The organism is Nonomuraea sp. NPDC050733, assembly GCF_040654215.1.
Lineage (GTDB): Bacteria > Actinomycetota > Actinomycetes > Streptosporangiales > Streptosporangiaceae > Nonomuraea.
Window position 1 is genome coordinate 24,813 of the sequence record NZ_JBFAHO010000026.1, and the last position, 19,265, is coordinate 44,077.

24 protein-coding genes and 1 pseudogene are annotated in these 19,265 nt (G+C 69.3%); 16 read left to right on the top strand and 9 right to left on the bottom strand.

Features of this window, described 5'->3' with window-relative positions; genetic code table 11:
- The first annotated feature begins 36 nt into the window (after nucleotides 1–36).
- From AB0H64_RS31085 to AB0H64_RS31115, 7 genes are all read left to right on the top strand, one after another.
- A complete protein-coding gene (locus AB0H64_RS31085; protein ID WP_357631771.1) occupies nucleotides 37–423 on the top strand; it encodes a DoxX family protein in 387 nt (128 codons plus the stop codon).
- Nucleotides 424–828: 405 nt separating this feature from the next.
- Complete coding sequence (locus AB0H64_RS31090) at nucleotides 829–1,140, top strand: tyrosine-type recombinase/integrase (protein WP_357631773.1); 312 nt, start codon at nucleotides 829–831, stop codon at nucleotides 1,138–1,140.
- A 151-nt stretch (nucleotides 1,141–1,291) separates the two neighbouring features.
- On the top strand, nucleotides 1,292–1,459 hold the full coding sequence (locus tag AB0H64_RS31095) for an alpha/beta hydrolase (protein ID WP_357631775.1): 168 nt from the start codon (nucleotides 1,292–1,294) through the stop codon (nucleotides 1,457–1,459).
- 178 nt (nucleotides 1,460–1,637) lie between these two features.
- Complete coding sequence (locus tag AB0H64_RS31100) at nucleotides 1,638–2,468, top strand: hypothetical protein (protein WP_357631777.1); 831 nt, start codon at nucleotides 1,638–1,640, stop codon at nucleotides 2,466–2,468.
- Between the two features lie 830 nt (nucleotides 2,469–3,298).
- Entirely contained in the window at nucleotides 3,299–3,898 is a 600-nt protein-coding gene (locus AB0H64_RS31105; protein WP_357631779.1) for an RNA polymerase sigma factor, read from the top strand.
- 2 nt (nucleotides 3,899–3,900) lie between these two features.
- Nucleotides 3,901–4,803: a CU044_5270 family protein gene (locus tag AB0H64_RS31110; protein WP_357631781.1), complete on the top strand. Its 903-nt coding sequence runs from the start codon at nucleotides 3,901–3,903 to the stop codon at nucleotides 4,801–4,803.
- 3 nt (nucleotides 4,804–4,806) lie between these two features.
- Nucleotides 4,807–4,977: a hypothetical protein gene (locus AB0H64_RS31115; RefSeq protein ID WP_357631783.1), complete on the top strand. Its 171-nt coding sequence runs from the start codon at nucleotides 4,807–4,809 to the stop codon at nucleotides 4,975–4,977.
- Between the two features lie 407 nt (nucleotides 4,978–5,384).
- On the opposite strand, the gene AB0H64_RS31120 is transcribed toward AB0H64_RS31115, so the two are convergent.
- The 3 genes and pseudogenes from AB0H64_RS31120 to AB0H64_RS31130 form a co-directional block, all read right to left on the bottom strand.
- A complete protein-coding gene (locus AB0H64_RS31120) occupies nucleotides 5,385–5,978 on the bottom strand; it encodes a TetR/AcrR family transcriptional regulator (protein WP_357631785.1) in 594 nt (197 codons plus the stop codon).
- A 38-nt stretch (nucleotides 5,979–6,016) separates the two neighbouring features.
- Complete coding sequence (locus AB0H64_RS31125) at nucleotides 6,017–7,099, bottom strand: saccharopine dehydrogenase (RefSeq protein ID WP_357631787.1); 1,083 nt, start codon at nucleotides 7,097–7,099, stop codon at nucleotides 6,017–6,019.
- A gap of 296 nt (nucleotides 7,100–7,395) precedes the next feature.
- A pseudogene (locus AB0H64_RS31130) lies at nucleotides 7,396–7,632 on the bottom strand (helix-turn-helix domain-containing protein); the annotation flags it as partial.
- 195 nt (nucleotides 7,633–7,827) lie between these two features.
- On the opposite strand from AB0H64_RS31130, the gene AB0H64_RS31135 reads away from it, so the two are divergent.
- Entirely contained in the window at nucleotides 7,828–8,100 is a 273-nt protein-coding gene (locus AB0H64_RS31135; protein WP_357631789.1) for a TetR family transcriptional regulator C-terminal domain-containing protein, read from the top strand.
- A 231-nt stretch (nucleotides 8,101–8,331) separates the two neighbouring features.
- On the opposite strand, the gene AB0H64_RS31140 is transcribed toward AB0H64_RS31135, so the two are convergent.
- Together AB0H64_RS31140 and AB0H64_RS31145 are read right to left on the bottom strand one after the other, a co-directional pair.
- The gene (locus AB0H64_RS31140) at nucleotides 8,332–8,475 is read right to left on the bottom strand and encodes a hypothetical protein (protein WP_357631791.1); all 144 of its coding nucleotides are present in this window, start codon (nucleotides 8,473–8,475) and stop codon (nucleotides 8,332–8,334) included.
- Between the two features lie 66 nt (nucleotides 8,476–8,541).
- Nucleotides 8,542–9,222 carry a TetR/AcrR family transcriptional regulator gene (locus tag AB0H64_RS31145; protein WP_357631793.1) on the bottom strand — a complete coding sequence of 227 codons (681 nt, stop codon included), beginning with the start codon at nucleotides 9,220–9,222 and terminating at the stop codon, nucleotides 8,542–8,544.
- A 34-nt stretch (nucleotides 9,223–9,256) separates the two neighbouring features.
- On the opposite strand from AB0H64_RS31145, the gene AB0H64_RS31150 reads away from it, so the two are divergent.
- Nucleotides 9,257–10,711 carry an FAD-dependent monooxygenase gene (locus tag AB0H64_RS31150; RefSeq protein WP_357631795.1) on the top strand — a complete coding sequence of 485 codons (1,455 nt, stop codon included), beginning with the start codon at nucleotides 9,257–9,259 and terminating at the stop codon, nucleotides 10,709–10,711.
- 343 nt (nucleotides 10,712–11,054) lie between these two features.
- Here the strand turns inward: AB0H64_RS31150 and AB0H64_RS31155 are convergent, their stop codons facing one another.
- From AB0H64_RS31155 to AB0H64_RS31165, 3 genes are all read right to left on the bottom strand, one after another.
- Nucleotides 11,055–11,339 carry a hypothetical protein gene (locus tag AB0H64_RS31155; protein ID WP_357631797.1) on the bottom strand — a complete coding sequence of 95 codons (285 nt, stop codon included), beginning with the start codon at nucleotides 11,337–11,339 and terminating at the stop codon, nucleotides 11,055–11,057.
- 175 nt (nucleotides 11,340–11,514) lie between these two features.
- Nucleotides 11,515–12,069, bottom strand: coding sequence for a carboxymuconolactone decarboxylase family protein (locus AB0H64_RS31160; protein ID WP_357631799.1), 555 nt, complete (start codon nucleotides 12,067–12,069; stop codon nucleotides 11,515–11,517).
- Nucleotides 12,066–12,665, bottom strand: coding sequence for a helix-turn-helix domain-containing protein (locus AB0H64_RS31165; RefSeq protein ID WP_357631801.1), 600 nt, complete (start codon nucleotides 12,663–12,665; stop codon nucleotides 12,066–12,068). Before AB0H64_RS31165 ends, AB0H64_RS31160 begins: the two co-directional genes overlap by 4 nt.
- Nucleotides 12,666–13,092: 427 nt before the next feature.
- Here AB0H64_RS31165 and AB0H64_RS31170 point away from each other — a divergent pair, with 427 nt between their 5' ends.
- A complete protein-coding gene (locus tag AB0H64_RS31170) occupies nucleotides 13,093–13,578 on the top strand; it encodes a DUF1062 domain-containing protein (RefSeq protein WP_357631803.1) in 486 nt (161 codons plus the stop codon).
- A 72-nt stretch (nucleotides 13,579–13,650) separates the two neighbouring features.
- Nucleotides 13,651–14,283: a single-stranded DNA-binding protein gene (locus AB0H64_RS31175; protein ID WP_357631805.1), complete on the top strand. Its 633-nt coding sequence runs from the start codon at nucleotides 13,651–13,653 to the stop codon at nucleotides 14,281–14,283.
- Nucleotides 14,284–14,334: 51 nt separating this feature from the next.
- Here AB0H64_RS31175 and AB0H64_RS31180 read toward each other — a convergent pair whose 3' ends face one another.
- Nucleotides 14,335–15,237 (bottom strand): LysR family transcriptional regulator, encoded by a 903-nt coding sequence (locus AB0H64_RS31180; protein WP_357631807.1) that lies wholly within the window; start codon nucleotides 15,235–15,237, stop codon nucleotides 14,335–14,337.
- A gap of 188 nt (nucleotides 15,238–15,425) precedes the next feature.
- Here AB0H64_RS31180 and AB0H64_RS31185 point away from each other — a divergent pair, with 188 nt between their 5' ends.
- The 5 genes from AB0H64_RS31185 (at nucleotide 15,426) to AB0H64_RS31205 (ending at nucleotide 19,125) form a co-directional block, all read left to right on the top strand.
- Nucleotides 15,426–15,728, top strand: coding sequence for a DUF1330 domain-containing protein (locus AB0H64_RS31185; RefSeq protein ID WP_357631809.1), 303 nt, complete (start codon nucleotides 15,426–15,428; stop codon nucleotides 15,726–15,728).
- Nucleotides 15,729–16,568: 840 nt separating this feature from the next.
- On the top strand, nucleotides 16,569–16,802 hold the full coding sequence (locus AB0H64_RS31190; protein ID WP_357631811.1) for a hypothetical protein: 234 nt from the start codon (nucleotides 16,569–16,571) through the stop codon (nucleotides 16,800–16,802).
- Nucleotides 16,799–17,281: a Clp protease N-terminal domain-containing protein gene (locus tag AB0H64_RS31195; RefSeq protein WP_357631813.1), complete on the top strand. Its 483-nt coding sequence runs from the start codon at nucleotides 16,799–16,801 to the stop codon at nucleotides 17,279–17,281. Before AB0H64_RS31190 ends, AB0H64_RS31195 begins: the two co-directional genes overlap by 4 nt.
- A 120-nt stretch (nucleotides 17,282–17,401) precedes the next feature.
- The gene (locus AB0H64_RS31200) at nucleotides 17,402–18,295 is read left to right on the top strand and encodes an ABC transporter ATP-binding protein (protein ID WP_357631815.1); all 894 of its coding nucleotides are present in this window, start codon (nucleotides 17,402–17,404) and stop codon (nucleotides 18,293–18,295) included.
- Nucleotides 18,292–19,125, top strand: a complete 834-nt coding sequence (locus AB0H64_RS31205) for an ABC transporter permease (RefSeq protein WP_357631817.1) — start codon at nucleotides 18,292–18,294, stop codon at nucleotides 19,123–19,125. Before AB0H64_RS31200 ends, AB0H64_RS31205 begins: the two co-directional genes overlap by 4 nt.
- The last annotated feature ends 140 nt before the right edge of the window (nucleotides 19,126–19,265 follow it).

A 19,265-nucleotide genomic window follows, 5' to 3' on the forward strand; every position in this document is an offset into this window, starting at 1 on the left:
CCGCCACCCCCAGACACTCTGCCAAAGAGAAGACTCATGAACATCGCACTGTGGATCATCACCGGCCTGCTGACCGCCCTCTACCTGTTCTCCGGCTTCGGGAAGCTGTTCGTGCCACGGGAGAAGATGGCCCAGATGGCCAACGCCGCGCGCTGGGTCCTCGACTTCAAGCCCGGCACCCTTAAGGCCATCGGAGCGCTCGAGGTCCTCGGTGCCGTGGGCCTGATCCTGCCCGCCTTGCTCGGCATCGCGCCGGTACTGGTACCGCTGGCGGCCAGCGGCCTGACGCTGCTCATGACCGGCGCCGTGATCATGCGGATCCGCCGTGGCGAGACCAAAGCCGCGCTGGTGGACGGGAGCTACCTTGCCCTGGCCGCCTTCGTGGCGATCGGCCGCTTCGCACTGGAACCCTTCACCGGCTGACCGGCCCGTCACCCGGGCGGGATGCGGGCCGCGATCCGCTCCTGCGGGTGGGCGCACTCGCCGAAGGGCAGCGACAGGGCAGGGCGCGCTCGATGAGCTTCTGTGCGCCCTGGTCGGCGACATGACCGGGCGGCTGCGGTGCCGGTAGCCAGGGATGACCACGACGCAGCGCTGCTGGCTGAAGAGCGCGCCGTCGAACGGCTGACGCGACTCAGTCAATCCCTTCCGAAAAGGGTCAACGCGCCCGAGATCGCCAAATGCCCACGGGAGTGTCTGGCTCCTCGCACCAAGGTGTGAGGAGCCAGACAACATGCCTTACATGCCTGAACAGATCATCTCACTCTGACCTGCGAGAAGAGTCCAAGAACCCAGATAACGATGGGCTGCGCACTCATTCCCGCTTTGGTGTTCCTGTCCGCACGGCGCCCCGTCCCCGCTCGCCGCCCGGCCGCCGTCGACATCTGCCCGCATACCGGCCGCGCCCGCCTGGGCTACGACCGCGCCCGCGTCCTGCTGGAGAAGTACGCCGGGCTCGACCTGCACCAGCTGCGCCACAGCGCCGCCACCCACCTCGGCGAGGCCGAGGTGCCGCTGCAGCTCATCATGGGCAAGACCCGGCACAAGAACCCCCGCACCGCCATGCGCTACGTCAAACCCGGAGCTGAGGCCATCGCCGCCGTCACAGAGCACCTTGCTCCACCCCGGCGCCGACACTGATCCGTGCTGTTCCGAGCTGTTGCCTGGACGCCTCGTAGCGCCGAAATGCGGGGCGACCCTTCGGACGCCCAATCCGGAACGGAATGTCACGCCAAGCCGCTTCCGCCCGGCCCACTAACGCGACTTTTCGTTCGTATGCTGCTCAACCCCCGTGAACGCGCTGCTGCCGGACAGCCGACTGCTGGTCAACGAGGGATGGGGGCACGTGGCCACGCAACAGTCGACGTGCGTGGTGCAGGCCGTCTCCCGCTACTTGGTGGACGGGACGCTGCCCGCCCCGGGCGCCACCTGCCAGCCGGACACGGTGCCGTTCGCTTAAGGGTGTCTCTGAACTGGGGAGACGATCTTTTGCGGTTCACCACTCGGGGACGCGAAGCACTGCTCTAGTGATCGCTACCGGAGAACAGCAGCTTCTCGCGAAGGATGCCCTGCATGGCGAACGATGACCCACATGCAATGATCTTCATAGCCTCCTCCGATGACGGAAGGAAATGAGAATGCGGCTCAGCCTCCCCCGTAGCGCCCTGCCGGCAGCGGCGGCCCTGGACCTGCTCCTCGTCTTATTGCTAGTGGTGGGACTTTTGACGCCCACGCCGGCGGGACTGGTGGCCGCGGCGGTGGTCGCGCCTCTGTCCGCCATGGGATACGTGCACGCGTACCGGCTGTTCAGGGCCGCTCGTGAGGCCGGCGCCGCGCCGTGGGACGCGCTGGGGACGGTCGCCGATGCCTTGGTGCCGCTGCAGATACGCATGCTCATGAGAGCGGAGCACAGAAACCTGGCCAGCCTCGCCCTGTGGGTCAGGCGGCGCCAGGACGGGGTGCCGCCGGGTGGTACCGCCCTGGCGTATGTGAAGAATCAGCGGTCGCTGCTGCTGATGCTGCTGTTCGCCGTGGTCGTGCAGGCGATCGCCCTGGAGTGGATGCTGGCGGTTTCGAACGCTGCGCCCGGCCTGCGCGCCGTCGTCATGGCGGCCGATGTCTATCAGCTCCTGTTCGTGCTGGCCCTCGGGGCCGCCTCCGCCACCCGGCCGCATGTCGTGACCGCGGAGGAGTTGCGCATCCGCTATGGCGCGTACTTCGACCTGCGCGTCCCGCGCGAGCTCATCGCCTCGGTCAAGGTGAGCCCCAATTACAACGCGCGCGGTGTGATCAAAGTGGCGGACGGCCATCTCACGCTGGGAGTGGACGCCCAGACCAACCTGATCGTCAACCTGACCGGGCCGATCGCCGTCACCAGACCCCTCGGCCGTCGCGAGCACATCACCACGATCCGGCTCTACGCCGACGACCCGGGCTCAGCTGTGAAAAGCCTGAATGGGCGTTCGTGAACCAGGTTCGAGCACGATCACACGTGCCCGGCGGGCTCCCCGCCGGGCACCACCATGACCCGCATTGACACGGGGTCCTGGTCATATCCGGCCGGAAAATTCCCGCCAAGCAGTGACGTGCTGGTCAGCGGGGCTCGTCCCTGGCAGTCCAGCCATGTTTGGTGATGAGCTTGGACAGCGCAGCGCGGAGCTGGTTGACGCGTTCTTGGGCGTCGGGGCCCTGGATACCGATGGTGAGGGCTGAGTCGGTGGCGTAGCTGATGGCCGAGGGCCGGATCCCGGACGTTGGCCGCCTCCCGCTCGATCGCCTGCGGTAGCTCCCGCGTTCAGCCGTTCTCCATGCGTTGACGGGCCGGGCCCGTCAGTTCGCGGTCTGCTGGTCGTGTCGCGCAGCATGCGCAGGGCGGGTCGCGGCCGAGGGGTGACGGCCCTTTTTGGCGCCGCTGGTGATGACGAGCCGGGCGGCTTATGAAACGCTCCACCTCCTCACGGCGCAATCCGAAGAGTCTGTACGAGGCTTGAGTAGGCCCGCCTGCGCGATAGGCGCGCGGTCACACACGTCGCTGAGCCCGACTACGACAATGCAGCGCTCCCTGTAGACCAATTGTCGACGGTCTCACCGGCACGCTCGGGTCGCCATCCACCACAGCCTTCCGCTGCCCCCGCTTGACGACGCGTGGTTCGGCCCGTTGCCTCTCCTGGCACCGCTTCGTCTCAAGGGATGTCGCAATGTCCTCCACGACAGCTGGTGAAACACTTGTCCGTCCATCGGCGAAGGAGGGCAACCGTTCAAGCTACAGAAGGCAGAAAATGACACGAAAGATCTGGATATGGCCGCAATGACCCGGGCGCTTCCGGACCAGGAGGTCAGCGACGCGGCGATCATCGAGCAATCCTGGCAAGACCCGGAACGCTTCGCCGCGGTCTTCGACCGCTACTACTTCCAGATCCACGGGTTCGCCGCACAGCGGTTGGGGCCGAGCCTCGCCGACGACGTGGCCGCGGAGACGTTCCTGCTCGCGTTCGGCCGACGTGACCGCTACGACCTGTCGCGTGAGGATGCCCGGCCCTGGCTGTACGGGATCGTCGCCAACCTCATCGCCCGGCATCACCGGGCGGAGGCCAGGCGGTATCGGGCACTGTCCCGGACACCTCTCGCGCAGGCCGACGACGGCCACGCCGACCAGGTTGCGGGCCGCGTCGACGCCCAGGTGCAACGGGTGCCTCTGATGGCGGCGCTCGCGAAAATTCCTCGCTCCCACCGGGAGGTGCTCCTGCTCATCGCCTGGGGCGGGCTGAGCTCCGAGGAGGCGGCCGAGGCACTCGGCCTCACCAGCGCCGCCGTCCGAACCCGGCTGCACCGGGCCCGCAAGACCCTGCGCGCCTCGCTGAACGGCGCCGAGCCGACAACGATCGGAAAGGACGGTTGACCATGGACGACATCGAGATGCTGCACGCGGTGCGCCCGCAGCCCGACGCGCCCTCACACGCCGCCTATACGGCCGCCCGCGCGGCCCTGCTGGAACGCGCCGTCAGCCCGTCGCCCACGGCGCGCCGACGCACCCCCTGGCGGCAGGCGCGATGGATCCTGATCCCAGCGGTCGCGGCGGCCGTCGCTGCCGCACTCGTGATCGTGCCGGGCCGTTTCGGCGACTCCCCGCCGGCGGCCTTGAGTTCGCGCGACGTCCTGCTCGTCGCCGCCGATACGGCGGAGCGCACCCCCGAGGGCGCCGGGACGTACTGGCACATCACCATCACGAGAGAGGGGGCTGCGACCGCGGAGACCTGGTATCGGCGCGACGGTCATTGCTGGATCAAAGGCAAGGGGATGAAGGGCGGAGGCAAGCTCTTGGAGTGGCCGATGAAGCCTCAGCCTTTCGCGGTGGGACCGTTGCGCATGACCTTCGAAGAGCTGCGGTCGCTGCCCGCCGACGAGAACGCCCTGTACACCCGGCTCTGGTCGGCCGTCCCCGCAAGCGGTGTCCGCCCCAGCGGGGGACCGATCACGGCCGCCGAACAGGACGGCCTCGCCATGGTGGCGCTGCTCTCGCTGATCAGTGAGGCGCCGGTCTCGCCCCAGGTCCGTGCCGCCGCCTACCGAGCGCTCGCCTCACGACCGGGAGTCGTCGACCTCGGCGAGACCGATGGGGGGCGACGCCTGCAGGTCCCGGTGGTTTCCGGCAAGGGCATCGGCAAGGGCATCATGGTCGTCGACCCGGACACCGGGCGGATCCGCGAAACCTCCGTATGGGCTCCCCTCTCAGGCGGAATCGCTTATACCGACAGCATGGTGACGATCGATACTGAATGGACGGACCAGCTCCCGCCCGGGTGAAATGTGCTTCTGCTCCCTGCAGGAGCGACCACGTGGCGATGCGCCCGGCTGCGCGCCCGATCTCCGATGGTCGTCGAAAGGAGCCGCAACGGGTTCGAGGAGCGGGCCTCGAAGTGGGAGGCACTCGGCGTGCCGGCGATCGAGATCAAGCTCATCGAACCCGTCACCGCGTGAGACATCTCAACCCACCACCATGACGATGGCCCACGCATCGCGTCGGGCCATCGTCAGCCCGGAGCACACCATCGTTGCCGTGCGGCACGCTGGGTGGGTGATCGCCCTCGTCAGCGACATGACTGACCCTTTCTCCCGTACATGGTCTGCCCCCCATGGACGGCCTGGAAAGCAGCTCGGCGCCGGCGTTCTTGAGCAAGAAGCCGCGGGCGCCCGCGCAGACGTACTCGTCGGTGTCGCACGTGGTGATGAATGCGAGCGCGGCGGCGCGTAGGTGTGAGCCGCGTGGTGGAGATGGCGCGAGCCAGGTACGGCTGAGTAGTGCGTACTGCACCGGAAGGCCGGCCATCCGGCTGGATCCATGTTGGGCTCGGCGACTTTTGAGCGGTCGTTGAGAATCGTGACGATCATTCGAGTCTGTCGGTTCCGAGAAGCTGCAGGGCGGTCTGCACCAGTTGGGTGTCGGTGGCCGCGGAGCGGTCGCCGGTGATGCCTGAGCGAAACAGGGACGCTCCTTCCAGCAGCATGACCAGGACCTCCGCTTGGGCGAGGTGCGAATCGCCGGGCCGGCCGGGGTCGGCGCGAGCGATGACCGCGGCGACGTGGTCGCGGTAGTCGCGGTAGAACGCGCGGGTGACGGCGGCGATCGCGTCGTCGCGTGCGGCCAGCGCCCAGATCTCGGCGAACAGCCGGGTCAGGCGCGGGTCGGCGTGTTCGGTCAGCAGCGCGGTGACGAGTTCGGCCGGGTCGCCCTCCAGGGGTGTCCCGGCCGGTGCTCCGGTGGTGCGGGTGAGCCGGTCCAGTGAACGTTCCAGCGCCCGGGCCAGGACCGCCTGGATCAGGTCGGCGCGTGCGGGGAAGTAGTACTGCAGATGGCCCAGCCGCACTCCGGCGGTGGTGGCGACGGCCCGCATCGACAACCGCGCGTTGCCCCGGTCGATCAGAATGTGCTCGGCGGCGTCCAGCAGCGCGCGACGCCGGTCGTCGCCTTTGGCCGTCAACGGCGGGGCGTGCTCCTCAGGCGTCGGCCGCCCGGCCATCAGGCCGCCCGTGCCGCGGTGGCGGGGTGGCGCAGCAAGGTCACGCCCATCCCCTGCAGGACATCCAGCACCTGTGCGGGACGAGGGGTCATCTCGGGGAAGACCACGCCCTGCGGGGCGGGGGCGCCGTCGGCGCCCAGGACGCGGCACAGGCCCGCCAGCGCGCCGACCGCGGTGAGGTGCGCCTGACCGCGCGGGTCGCCGACGGTCACCGCCGCACTCCGATCCCCGTCGGCGACGTCGACACGCACCTGTGCGGTGCCACCCCGGCCCGGGGAGTACAGCACGGCGCGGCGCAGCGCGGTGAAACGCTCACCACGTCCCCAGCGGAACAGCCCGGTGCGCTTGACCGCCAGCAGCGCCGAGGTGGTGGCGGTCGAGCTGAACCCGATCCGGGTCGTCGCGGTGGTCGCGCCCAGGGCGAGCGGCAGGGTGAACTGCTCAGGGGTGTCGATGCGGGCCACGCACGTCACCGTGTCGCCGATCCGGACGCGGCGGGTGTCGGTGAGGGGCATCACCAGCCGCCGCCGACCCTCCTGGACCACCTCGTAGTCCAGGCCGAGGCGGTCCATGAACTCCACCGAGTCGGCTCCTGCCTGGTCGGCCAAGTCCCAGCGGATCGCCACCTCCACCCGGTCGACGCCGCCGAGCTCGGCCGCCAGCGCCGCGGCCACCAGGTTGGTCACCCCGCCCATCCAGCCCGACGACAGCAGCACCGCCGCCCTGGGGCCCGCCATGGCCGCCACCGTGGCGGCGCGCTGCAGTCGCGTGGTCCACCTGGTGATGTCGACATAGGGCACACCGGCAGCCAGCGCGGCACGCAGCACCCGGTCGTCGGGGTCGTTGACCGCGCTGACCACCGCCCGAACCGAGGCCGAGAACCCTTCCGGCTCGGCCAGGTCCCAGCGCCGCACCTCGGCCCCCAGCCTTTCGGCCAGGGCCGCGCCCCGTTGAGGAGAGCGGCCGGTCAACAGCAACGGCCACCGCGGGGCCGCCATCGCCGCCAGCTCCGCTCCAACCGTGCCGTAGCCGCCGACCACCAGCACCGGCCCTGCTTCGTCCAGGCGCAACATATCGTTCATGACCAGCATTATAGGTCAGATGACCTATAAGTGGAGATGCTCGGTGCGGTTCGAGCGTGGCCGAGGCGGTCTTGAACCGATACTCGAGGCACGGGTGGGACAGCCGCTCCCGCCCAGTGGTCGGGTCGATGTTGGCGGCCGCGGGCGCGCGCGGGCCAGAAGCGGCAGCGCCGGTCGGTCAGGAACACCGGTCCCGTGGTGCGACCGACTGGCTGTATTGACCACGAGCGTTGTTGACAGTGGGGTCTTGATCAAAAGAGAAGCCTCCGGTTGGTGAAGGTGTCGAATCAGTACCGCGGATGAGCGCGCCGCAGCTCGTAGATCAGCGCCTCCACAGCGGCCGGCGTCTGCATCGGATGCGACTTCGGCGAACGGTCCGCCGGCCCCGCCAGGCCACCGTCCTGGTATCGGCGCACCCAGACATGCGCCGACTGCCGCGACACCCCATACCGGCCCGCCACGTCGGTGACCTTCGCCCCCGACAACACCTCGATCACCGCGTGTCTGACCGAGGTGGCCGCCCAGGCCGGCATCTCACCCGGCCGCGTGCAGCACTACTTCCCAGCCATACTCCTGGAGGCCGCCTTCGAGCGCGGCAACGAGCTGCCCAGCGCCCGCATCCGGGTCAAGGCCGGCGCCGACCTGCAAGCCGCCGAGCCGCGCCTGGTGCTCACCACGGTGCTGGGCGAGCTCATCCCCTACGACGCCGCCACCGAGGCGCACATGCGGTGCGGCAGTCCTTCCACGCCTTCGCCTTCGCCGAGGAGGCCATCGCGGCCCGGCTGCGTGTCCTGTACGCCGACTTCCACCACCGGATGGCCGACCTCATCGCCCGCGACCAGCAGGCCGGCCGCATCCCCGCCACCCTCGACCCTCACGCCGCGACGCTCGCCCTGGTGGCGCTGGCCGAAGGGCTCGCCGCCTACGTGCTCACCGGCGTCACCCCCGCGCACACCGCCCGTCAGCAAGTGCTGGCGGCCATCGCCGACCTCTACCACTGAGTCATCGGCAAGAGCTCGAGCACATCAAGCGGTAGGTCCCACGAGTGCCGCTCACCACGGTCCGCCGGCCGCGGTGGGCGGACATCGCGGCGTTCGTTGTCCGCCCATCGCCGGCGCGCACCTGCGCGGCGGCGTACCGGCGGAGTCTTCCTCGGCCGGGTCCGCCATACACCGCTCAGGCCACAGGTCACGACCCAGCCGATCACGCCGGCGGGCCGGCGTGATCCGGCGTCAGTCGTCCCAGTCGGGCTCGTCCGCGTTGCGCAGCTCCCGCACGCCCCCAGGGCCGAGATCAGGCAGCGTGAAGGTATAGGTGCCGATCACGTTGATGTCCGGCCGCTGCCCGCCGTCGCGCCGAAACAGCACGTCGATCATGTGCAGCGAGTCCCGGATCGAGCCAGCCGGTCGCTCTGGAGGCCCTGGAGGCCCCGCACGCGGGAGTCAGCCTGCGCTGATGCCGTCGAGGATGCGCTCGAGCCCGAAGCTGAACTGCTCGGTGAAGCTCTGGTCGCGCGCCTCGACGACACCTCTGGCGAAGTGGGGGTAGGCGCCGCTCTCGACGATCTCTCGGATGTACGGCGCGACGTTCGCGCGCCACTCATCCTCACTTTGTCCCGTGCGGCGCTGCGCTTCGCGTTCGGCGAGCTCGCGTGACACGGCGCCGAGCACATAGTCGCCTATCAGAGCGATGACGTTGGCCGCCCGCGTGGGGTCGGTTGTCAGCGACTCGGCCGCCGCCAGCGCGTAGTCCGTCTGGCGCAGCGAGTGCGGGCCGAGCGCCGGACGGGAGCCGAGCAGGGGGGCGAGCCACGGATGGCGCAACATCAGCTCGCGCTGGCCGTGCGCGATCTGCGTCAGATCGGCCCGCCAGTTACCGGAGGGCGGATGCGGGGGGTCCTCTCCTTTGACCGCGTCGACCATCAGATCGAGCAACTCGTCGCGGTTCTTCACGTACCGGTAGACCGACGTGGTGCCCGAGCCGAGCGCAGCGGCCACCCTGCGCATCGACAACGCCTCCAGGCCTTCGGCGTCGGCGATGGCGATGGCCGCTGTGACCAGGCTCTGCATGCTGATCGCCTGCCTTTTGGGGCTGTACGGCTCGCGGCTCCACACCAGTGACATGGACACATCCTACCGTTATGGGTACAGTGTGCCCATGAATGGCAACAGTGTTCCCACTCAGGATGTTCTGATCGTCGGCGCCGGCACCGTCGGACTCGCCGCCGCCGTCTTCCTCGCCCACCACGGCGTACGAGCGCTCGTGATCGAACGCGAGTCCGGTCCGCAGGTGCACCCGCGGGCCACCGGGATCGGCCCGCGCACCATGGAATTCCTGCGCGAGGTCGGCCTGGCCGAGGCCGTCAACGCGGTCGCCATCGACGCCAAGGGCGGTTCGCTCGGCAAGATCTCCGTCCGGACGATGGCCTCGGCCGACTTCACCACGATGCGGCCCAGCGCCCAGGTCTTCGCCTCACCCCCGGCCTACACGCCAGGGGTGGTGCGCGGCACCTGCCCGCAGAACCGGCTGGACAGCGTCCTGCTCAGCCGGGCCTCGGTCACCTACGACACCCGCCTCGTCTCCCTCGACCAGGACGCCGAGGGGGTGACCGCGCTGCTGTCGGGCCCCGAGGGCCCTTACCGGGTCCGCGCCCGGTACGTGATCGGCGCGGACGGAGTGCGCAGCACTGTACGCACCGCCCTCGGCATCGATACCTCGGGGCCAGGGGCGGTCGGACAGCGCACCAACAACGTGCTCTTCCACGCCGACCTGCGGCCGATCGTGGGCGGCGCGCGCTTCGCCGCCTGCGACATCACCACGCCGGACTCCCCCGGCATGATCGTGACAATCGACGGCGAGAAGGAATGGGTCTTCCACACCACCGCCGACGCCTCCCACGCCGCCGACCTGGTGCGCGGAGCCATCGGCGACGCGTCCGTGGAGGTGCGGATCGTCAGTGTGCTGCCGTGGCGACCCCGCGCTCAGGTGGCCGACGCGTTCTCCGCCGGCCGGGTCTTCCTCATGGGCGACGCCGCCCACGCCGTGCCGCCGCTGGGCGCCTTCGGGCTGAACACCGGCGTCGCGGACGCGCACAACCTGGCGTGGAAGCTGGCCTACGTCCTGCGCGGCGAGGCGGGCCCCGGACTGCTCGACACCTACGGTTCCGAGCGGCGGCCCGTAGCGGTGATGACCATGGAGCAGTCGCTTCTGCGCCTGTCCGATCCACGGCTGCACTGGGGGCGGGGAATGGCCGCAGAGCGGGCCCGTGTGGGCGCGATCAACGCTCCGGTAGTGCACATGGGCTACCGGTACGGCACAACGATGTCGGCGTTGCCCTCGACGGAGGACGTGGAACTGGACCTGGACGGCTCGGTCGGCTCTCGCGTCCCGCACCTGTGGGTCGCAGACGGCGTCTCCACCCTCGACCTGGTGGGCTCGCGGTTCACGGTGCTCGCGGACGCGGGAGACCCGGTGTGGGCGACGGCCGGTGCACAGCTGATCGACGGCTGGCCCTACGGCCCGCTCCTGGTCCGCCCCGACGGCATCGTCGCCTGGAAGGCCACCACCCCGGACGCCCTCCCAAGGATCATGAACGACCTGCTCCGCCGTTGACCAGGAGGCCGGCACTGGCGAACCTGTCCACCGACCCGCGCGGAGCCTTCCCCGACGTCAACAGCCATGATCGCCTGGTGACTTCGCGACACCTCCCTCGATGCCGGCCAGGACTCCTGTACTCGCTGCCAGGTGCTGTGGGGTGAGGGCGCGAGGAAGCCGAGAGAGAAAGGCCGCACTGCCGGAACGGAGGTAGAAGCAGTGGCACGATGCGCGTCGCCAGGGGAAACCCCCTGACGACGCTGGGTGGCCGGGGCGGCATCCTGGACTGACCATCACGACCAGCGCATACGAATCACGGCCCGCCCTCACGGAAGCGATGGTTCGCCCTGTGCGTGCCCGCTCAGAAAGGCACGCTACATGTCACCTTCGTGCCCGTACTGAACCACGTGACCGGCACGTAGTAAACATAGAAATGGTGAGTCCGCGTGCCGTGACCACCCTTTCCGATGGTTGAGGTGTACTGATATTCCCATTCGTAGGTCCCGTTGCCCTGACTCTGGGCGATACATTGCGGTGGCGGGATGGCGGCAGGTGGTATGGGGTTTGCCGCGGCGGGGCCGGCTTGTGCCGTCAGGGTGATACCGGCCGCGGCCAGCGCCGACGCCAACAGAGCGATCCTTTTCATAAGGTCAAGGCTCATGGATTCGAGGTCCCGGCACCAGGGCGATGGCAGGACATCGGCAGGACATCGGCAGGACATCGGCGCGGCCGGGTTCCATGTGCCGCCGAGATCGTCGCCCGTTCAGTCTGCGTCACGGTCATCCACCGGCCCGCCTGCGCGCCCCGAACGCAACCCGCCCCTATGCGCGGCTCCATTCCTGCTCCTGCCAGGCGGGGTCCAGCGGGGTGTGGGCGATGTGGTTGGTATAGTTCGACAGCGTCTTCATCCCGACCCCGAGCACGATGTCGAGCACGTGGCGGCGGGTGTAGCCGGCCGCGAGGAATGCCTCGATCTCCGCGTCGTCCACCCAGCCGCGCTGGGCGACCATCGCCTGGGTGAGGCGCCGGGCCGCCTCCAGCGCGGCGTCCGGCAGCGGCTTGCCTGCCCGCAGGGCCTCGACCACCTCGGCCGGGACGCGGGAGCGCAACGCCAGGGTGGAGTGGGCGGCCACGCAGTACGCGCAGTCGTTCTCCACACTGGCCGTGATCCACACCACGTGCTTGGCCGGTCCGGGCAGGGAGGACCTGCCGAACTGCTCGGCCAGCGCGTTGTAGCCGGCCAGCAGTTCGGGTGATTCGGCCATCACCCCGTTCAGCGTGGTCACGAACCCCATGCGCTTCTTGGCCGCCTCCAGCATCGGGCGGGCCGCCTCGGGGGCGTCGCTCTCGTCGTACACGCGGAAATCGATCATCATCTCTCCTCGGTGCGGGTGAAACCATCCAGTACGGCGCGCACGCCGGCCATCAGCTGCGCCGCCTCGGCTCCTGCCCGCGAGCGCAGGTTGACCCCGTAGGCCAGCAGCGCCAGCGCCTCGGCGCCCGCCTCCAGGTCCAGGCCGGGACGCACCTGACCGCGCTCGCGTGCGCTCTGCAGCGCGGCGCGCATCGCGGTCCGTAGGGCGGCGTGGTGGGCGTCCAGGACCTGCCGGATCTCTGGGATCTCGCGGGCGGCGCCGGTGTGCGTGTTGGTGACCAGGCAGCCCCAGCGGGCGTGCCGGCCGGTGCAGCGTGCCGCCACCAACTGCTCGAAGAAGCCGGTGATGGCGGGCAGGCCATGCTCGTCGGCGGCGAGCGCGTCAAACACAGGCCGCGACTGCCGTTCCAGGTAGTGGCGCAGCGCGGCCGCCTGCAGCCGCTCCTTGCCGCCGAAAGTCGCATACAGGCTGGACCGGCTCAGGCCGGTGGCCTGCACGACCTCGGCGATGCCGGTGGCCTCGGTGCCGCGTTCCCAGAACAGGCGCATCACCTGGTCCAGGGCCGCGTCGGGATCGAAGTGCTTGACGTCCGGCATCCGCCGACCTCCAATCTTGGAACGACTGTTCCAAGATAACGTGATGCGACACGAAGAGCAATCGCTCCACCTGCCGCGGTGCCGGTTCGGCCGAGAAGACGGTCCGGGCGCCTCGCCAGCCGGAAAACCGTTTGCCCCTTCCTTCCGCGTTCTCGTAGGTTGCCTGCGGCCCAGTCGCAGTGAGGACAGAGGACAAAACCGCGTGACCCCGCCTGCTCTTCAGACCTGACACCTTCTTCCGCTCACCTTCACGCCGACCCTCGCGTCGGCTCTGCCGGGCTGCCCGTGTGCGCCCGGTCATACAGCGTTTGAGGCCGCGCGCAATCGGCCTCGTGTCAGGTCTAGAGAGATCATGTCTTCACAACCTCATACTGTGCTGCCCTGGGTCGTTCGTCGGACCAGGCTGCCTCTGCTGTCGTTGCGGTGCGTGGACTGCCGGTCGGAGTCGGCCACCACCGGCGAGGGCAGGTTCCGCGTCAACGCCAACGGCAAGCTGCTGGACGTGTGGCTGCTGGTGCGCTGCGTGTCCTGCGATCGGACCATCAAGCTCGCCGTCCACGAGCGAACGCCGGTCACCTCCTTCGATCCGGCCGAGCTCGACGGCTACCACGCCAACGATCCGGAACTGGTGGCCTCCAGGCTGTTGGATCCGCTGCTCGCCCGGCGCAACCGCTTCGCCCTGGACTGGCAGGGGGCCTGGCGGCTGGACACCCCGTCGGCATGGCTCGACCAGGGGTGGCCGGTCCAGGTCGAGGTCGTCTTCCACGACCCGGTGCCGGTGCGCCCGGAGCGGCTCATCGCGCAGGGGCTCGGCCTCAGCAGGAACGAGGTGCTGCGCAGGGTCAAATGCGACATTCCGCTGCGCCGTACGACGAGTGCCGGGTTCACCTTCACCGTGATGGCCGGGGACTAGCGGACCGGGCGGCCCGGAGGCAGGACTCCTCCGGGCCACCCGGCGGACCAGCGGAGATGGAGGCGCGGCGCTGTGACGGACGCCACACACCGCCCGCGGCGCCTGCACTGCTCGGCGTTTCGGCAGCTCGCCGAGAACTGCGCGGAGTCGCTGACCCGAGGCTGCCGAACGGTGGTGACCGGGCGGCTGAAGCAGCGCAGCCATGAGGATCGCGAGGGCGTCCAGCGGACGGTGTTCGAAGTCGAGGTCGAGGACGTCGGCCCGTCGTTGAAGTGGGCGTCGGCAAAGGTCGTCAAGACGTCCCGGCGACCAGGGCGCAGCTGCGCCTTCACCTGCTGGCGCGGGGCCTGCTGTTCCATCGAGCGACCCGTGGGCGACGAGCCCGGCGCTGGCCGCTGCCGGCTCCGGCTTCTCGTCCGGCCTCGGGGAGCAATGGAACAGTGGTTGGCGTTAAGCATTGACCGACGTCATGGACGCCGTTGCCGGCGGGCGTTCCCGCCGGTTACCCGTGCTTGTCCGGCTCGGCGTCGGCGAAGGCGCGGTATCCGCCGAGATCTCGGGCTGGGCGAGGACGTCGCCGCGGTGTACGACTCGGACCGGACCCGGGGCCATCATCGGATGCTGATCCGCCGGCGTAGCGAGGTCGTGTCGGACATTCAGCAAGACCGCCGTCGTCGTCATCACCGCGAAGTCCGCCGGGCGTAAGGTCTTCGGCCTCGCCACCGCAGGCGTCCGTCTCGCTTGACCTCTTGCGCGTCAGTCCGGCAGCCAGTGCAGCTCGTGCGCCAGGGTTTTGGCGACGGCACGGATGCGGCGGTGTAGCGGCGACTGCTCGCGTGGGAGGACCAGGTGGATCGTCAGGCTGGGCGCGCCTCGCAGCGGTCGCCAGGTGAGACCGGCCGTTTGTGCCGTGGCCGCGGCTTCTCCGGCCGGGGCGAGGGTGACCCCGTCGCGCAGGTCGCGCTGAGACATGTCGAAGGAGACTGCGGGCGTGTGGAATCGGGGGTGTGGTCGGGTGTCTCGGAACAGTGCGGACAGCTGATCGTGGATCACGGGGTTGGCCGCACGGTCCGGGAGTCGCAGCGGATACGCGGCCGCGTCGGCGATCTCGATCTCCGGGTGTTCGGCCAGCGGATGGTGCTGCGCCAGCTGGACCCCGACGCGCTGACGCCGCAGCAGGAACCGGCGCACGCCACGGCCCGGCTGTTCACCGCGGGTGATCCCGGCATCGATGCGGCCGTCGGCGACCGCGGGGGAGATCTCCGGTGTCGCCATCGGGACCGCGCCGACCTCGAGTCCTCTGTTGCCGCGAATCAGCCTGTCCACCAGGGCCGGTGCCGTCTCGGCCCCGGCGCTGAGGCTGTATCCGATGCGCAGCGTGCCCAGTTCACCGGCCGCCGCGCTCCGGGCGGTGTCCCATGCCCGGTCCAGCGCCGCCAGCGCGGGCGGCGCGGACTCCGCCAAAGCCGCACCGGCCGTGGTCAATACGACGCTACGTGTGTTGCGGACCAGCAGGGCCGTACCGAGTTCCGCCTCCAATCGGCGCATCCGGGCGCTGAGTGCGGGCTGTGCGATACCGATCCGTGCGGCCGCGCGGGTGAAGTTCAACTCCTGCGCCAGCACCAGGAAGTACCGCAGGCTCACCGTATCCGGCGCCACGTGCCCTCCCTGCCGATTGATAACGATCCGTTCTGAGTCTATCCCGTACCGATCTTTCCCTCGACCGCACATCAAGCCCTAACCTGCGCATATGACGATTCCACTGACCGCAGTACCCGTCGCCGGGATCGATCGGTCTGAGTGTCAATGCGAAGTCGGACGTGTCCGGCCCAACACAGGAGGTTTCCATGGCTAAGGGCTACTGGGTCAGTGTCTACCCCGCCATTGACCCTGAGAGGCTGACTGCCTACGACAAGCTGGCCGGTCCGGCTGTCCAGGCTGGGGGCGGGCGCGTCCTGTCCCGGATCCCGTCCCGTGGCGGTCGAGTCGTCGCCCACGAGGCCGGAATCACGCAACGCGCCGTTCTGATCGAGTTCGACAGCTTTGAACAGGCCGTCGCGGCATACGAGAGCGAGGCATACCAGAAGGCGCTGGTGGCCCTCCCCGACGGCTTCGAACGCGACTTCCGCATCATCGAAGGCATCGACTGACCGGCGGCCCAGCCATCGCTGAGCATCCGTCACCTGACACGCACACGGTGCTGAACGACGACTCACGAGACGAGTTCGACGCCATGCCCCGCGTCCCAGTTCGTCGTCGACGTCCTCGACGGCCTGATCCCTGTCGGGCGGATCGAAGAAGCGACGCGACGTCCGGGGCAGCTGGACTGGCTCGCTGACCTCGTCGACGAAACTCACCCTCGCCCGAAGCGAACCGCTTCTCACACGACAGATCGGTCCAGCGAACACACGGCTTCGATGACCAGGGGCGCATCCTGCATCCATCTGCCGTGTGCCCCGTCGGGGCTACTCAGAGTTTGAAGAACCGCAGGTCAAGCCCTCTTTCGAGAGGTTTCGACCTGCGGTTCTTCTGTTGTTGAAGTAGCCCGGAGGCGCGCCAGGATGGCGCACCGGAGCCGGCCGCCCTGCTTCGGGGAACAGGTGGTCATGCCACAGATCTACCGCGAAGGCCCGTTCCCCGTGAGCCCTGCTTGCGCGAACTGGCCGACCTGAAAGTCGGCCATGCGGCCGTCGAGGCTTGAGCCCATCGCCGCATCTCATGCACGCCCGTCACGGGGCCGCGCCGGTGCGACAGAGCCGCGTTGGAGCTATTGATCGTTTGATGGGTAGGACATCGCGTACCCCTGGTCTTGCTGGGCCGAGGCTTGCACCCGAGGCCAGGGCAGGCGCTTCGGGATCGGCGGCGATGACCGTGGCGTCGTTCCATCCGGTGGGAAGGCTGGTCGGCCATTCCGCGGCGATACGACGCCATCCCTCGCGGCCTAGCAACCACGGTTGACTATCGCGAATTAGTCAACTAAGGTTGCTTGCATGCTGGCAGAAGACGTATCCGTTCCCCAGGATCCCGCCGACGCGCTCGCGGCGGTCGCGGCGCTGCGGCGCCTGGCCGACCAAATCGAGGACGCCGCCGTGGAGCAGGCCATGCGCGCCGGGTGGGGCTGGCCGGAGGTCGCCGAGGCGCTCGGCGTCACCCGCCAGGCGGTCCACAAGAAGCACGCCAAGCGGCTCATCGCCGCCGGCGTGACGCTGAGGAGACGACAGTGAGCACGATCGACCACTACATCAACGACATCATCATGCGGGGAGCGGCCGAGGCGCGGGAGGAAGGCTCTGCCGCCACCGAGGCTCACCACCTCCTGCTGGCCATCGCCGCCGTCGAGGGCACCGCCGCACACCATGTGCTGACGGCGGCAGGGCTCGAGCGGCAGGCGATCAGGGATGCTCTGGACCGGGAGTTCGAGCACAGCCTCGACGCGGTCGGGTTTTCCCTCGCCTCCTATGACCTTCCGAAGCCCTTCCGCGACCCCAAGGATCATCCGAAGCCCGGCGCCTCCGCCCGGCTCGCGCTCGAACGCGGCTTCGCCGCCGCCAAGGGCAAGAAGGACCTGCGTCCCGCCCATCTGCTGCTCGGCGTCCTGAGCGCCGACGTCGGCACCGTGCCCCGCGCGCTCACCCTGGCCGGCGTCGACCGGGCCGGCCTGATGGATCGCGTCGAGGAGACGCTCACGCACGAAAGCTGGTAACCAGCTCCCTGCCCCACGCTCCGGCCCCGGTTCGGGCCGCGATGCGCCATGCCCTCGTGCCGGGCTTCTGCCGGCATGTGTCCGGCGCGAGGTTGTCTGATCACGAAGAGAGGTCATCATATGACGCACAGCAACGGTATCGTGCTCGACGTCGACGGGCTGCGCATGCGCTACGGCTCGCTCGACGTTCTGCACGACGTCACGTTCCAGGCCCGCCACGGCGAGGTCCTGGCCTTGTTGGGGCCGAACGGCGCGGGCAAGACCACCACGATCGAAATCCTGGAAGGCTTCCGCATCCGGTCGCAGGGCCGGGTCTCGGTGCTCGGCGCCGATCCCACTCACGGCGACGAGCGGTGGCGGGCCAGGCTCGGGATCGTGCTGCAGTCCTGGCGCGACCACGGCAAATGGCGGGTACGCGAGTTCCTCGCCCACCTCGGCACCTACTACGCCTCCTACGCCGTCCCCGGGATCCCCCGGCCCTGGGACCCCGACGAGCTGATCGAGAGGGTCGGCCTGGCGGAGCACGCCGGCAAGAAGCTCAAGACACTGTCGGGCGGCCAGCGGCGCAGGCTCGACGTGGCGATCGGCCTCGTGGGGCGCCCCGAGATGCTGTTCCTCGACGAGCCCACCACAGGCTTCGACCCGCAGGCCCGGTCCGACTTCCACGATCTCGTACGCGACCTGGCCGACGCCCGCGAGACCACCGTCCTGCTCACCACCCATGACCTGGACGAGGCCGAGAAGCTGGCCGACCGCATCCTCGTGCTGAACCGCGGCCGGATCGTCGCCGACGGCACCGCCGCCGAGCTGGCGCGGCGGATCGCCGGTGAGGACGAGGTGCGCTGGGTGCGCGACGGGCGGCGGTACGTCGACAGGACGCCCGACTCGACCAAGTTCGCCCGCGAACTGTTCGCCCGCTACGGCGACGACGTCCAGGCACTGGAGGTCCACCGGGCCTCGCTGGAGCAGACGTACCTGGCGCTGGTGCACGAGGCCGAAGGGGTGGCCCGATGAACGCGACCGTACTGCGCGCGGGCTGGTCCCGGGGCCTGATCGAGCTGCGGCAGTCGTTCACCAACGGCGCCGAGCTGTTCTCCCACTTCCTGTGGCCCGGGCTGATGGTGGCCACACTGTTCTTCATCCGGGACCTGCCGGTCGGCGCTCTCCTGCTCGGCACTCTGGCCTTACCCGGCATCCTCGGCATGAACGCCGCGACCAGCATGATCAGCATGAGCCAGCAGCTCACCGCCGACCGCGAAGACGGCACGCTGCTGCGTGCCAAGGCGACCCCGCACGGGATGCCCGCCTACCTGATCGGCAAGGTGATCTCGGTGTCCGGCAGCCTGCTGGCCGACCTGGTGATCTTCCTGGTGCCCGCCGTGCTCCTCGTCGAGGGCCTGCGGATCGGCCCGGATTCGTGGCCCAGACTGGCCTGGGTGCTGGCGATCGGCCTGGTCGCGACCCTGCCGATCGGCGCGGTGCTGGGCTCGGTATTCACCAGCGCCCGCGCCCAGGGACTGGTCCAGCTTCCGTTCCTCGCGCTGATCGGGATCTCCGGCATCTTCTACCCGATCACCTCGCTGCCCGAGTGGCTGCAATGGATCGCCCAAGTCTTCCCGATCTACTGGATGGGGCTCGGCATGCGGTCGGCCCTGCTGCCGGACTCGGCGGCCGCCGTCGAGATCGGCGAGTCGTGGCGACACCTGGAGACCGCCGGAGTGCTGGGCGCCTGGGCGCTGCTCGGGCTGCTCTTGGCGCCGGTCGTCCTGCGGCGGATGGCACGCGGGGAATCCGGCTCGACGGTGGCTGCACGCCGCGAGCGTGCCCTGCAACGGGTCGGGTGAAGGCCGTGACCATCACGACGATGACCGGCCGATCCCCGGCGCCGGACCTGGCCCGAGGCGTGATGCTGCTGGCGATCGCGGTGGCGCACGCGCCGGCGTTCGTCACCAGCACGGCCTTCGGGTAAGCGCTGGGCCAGTTC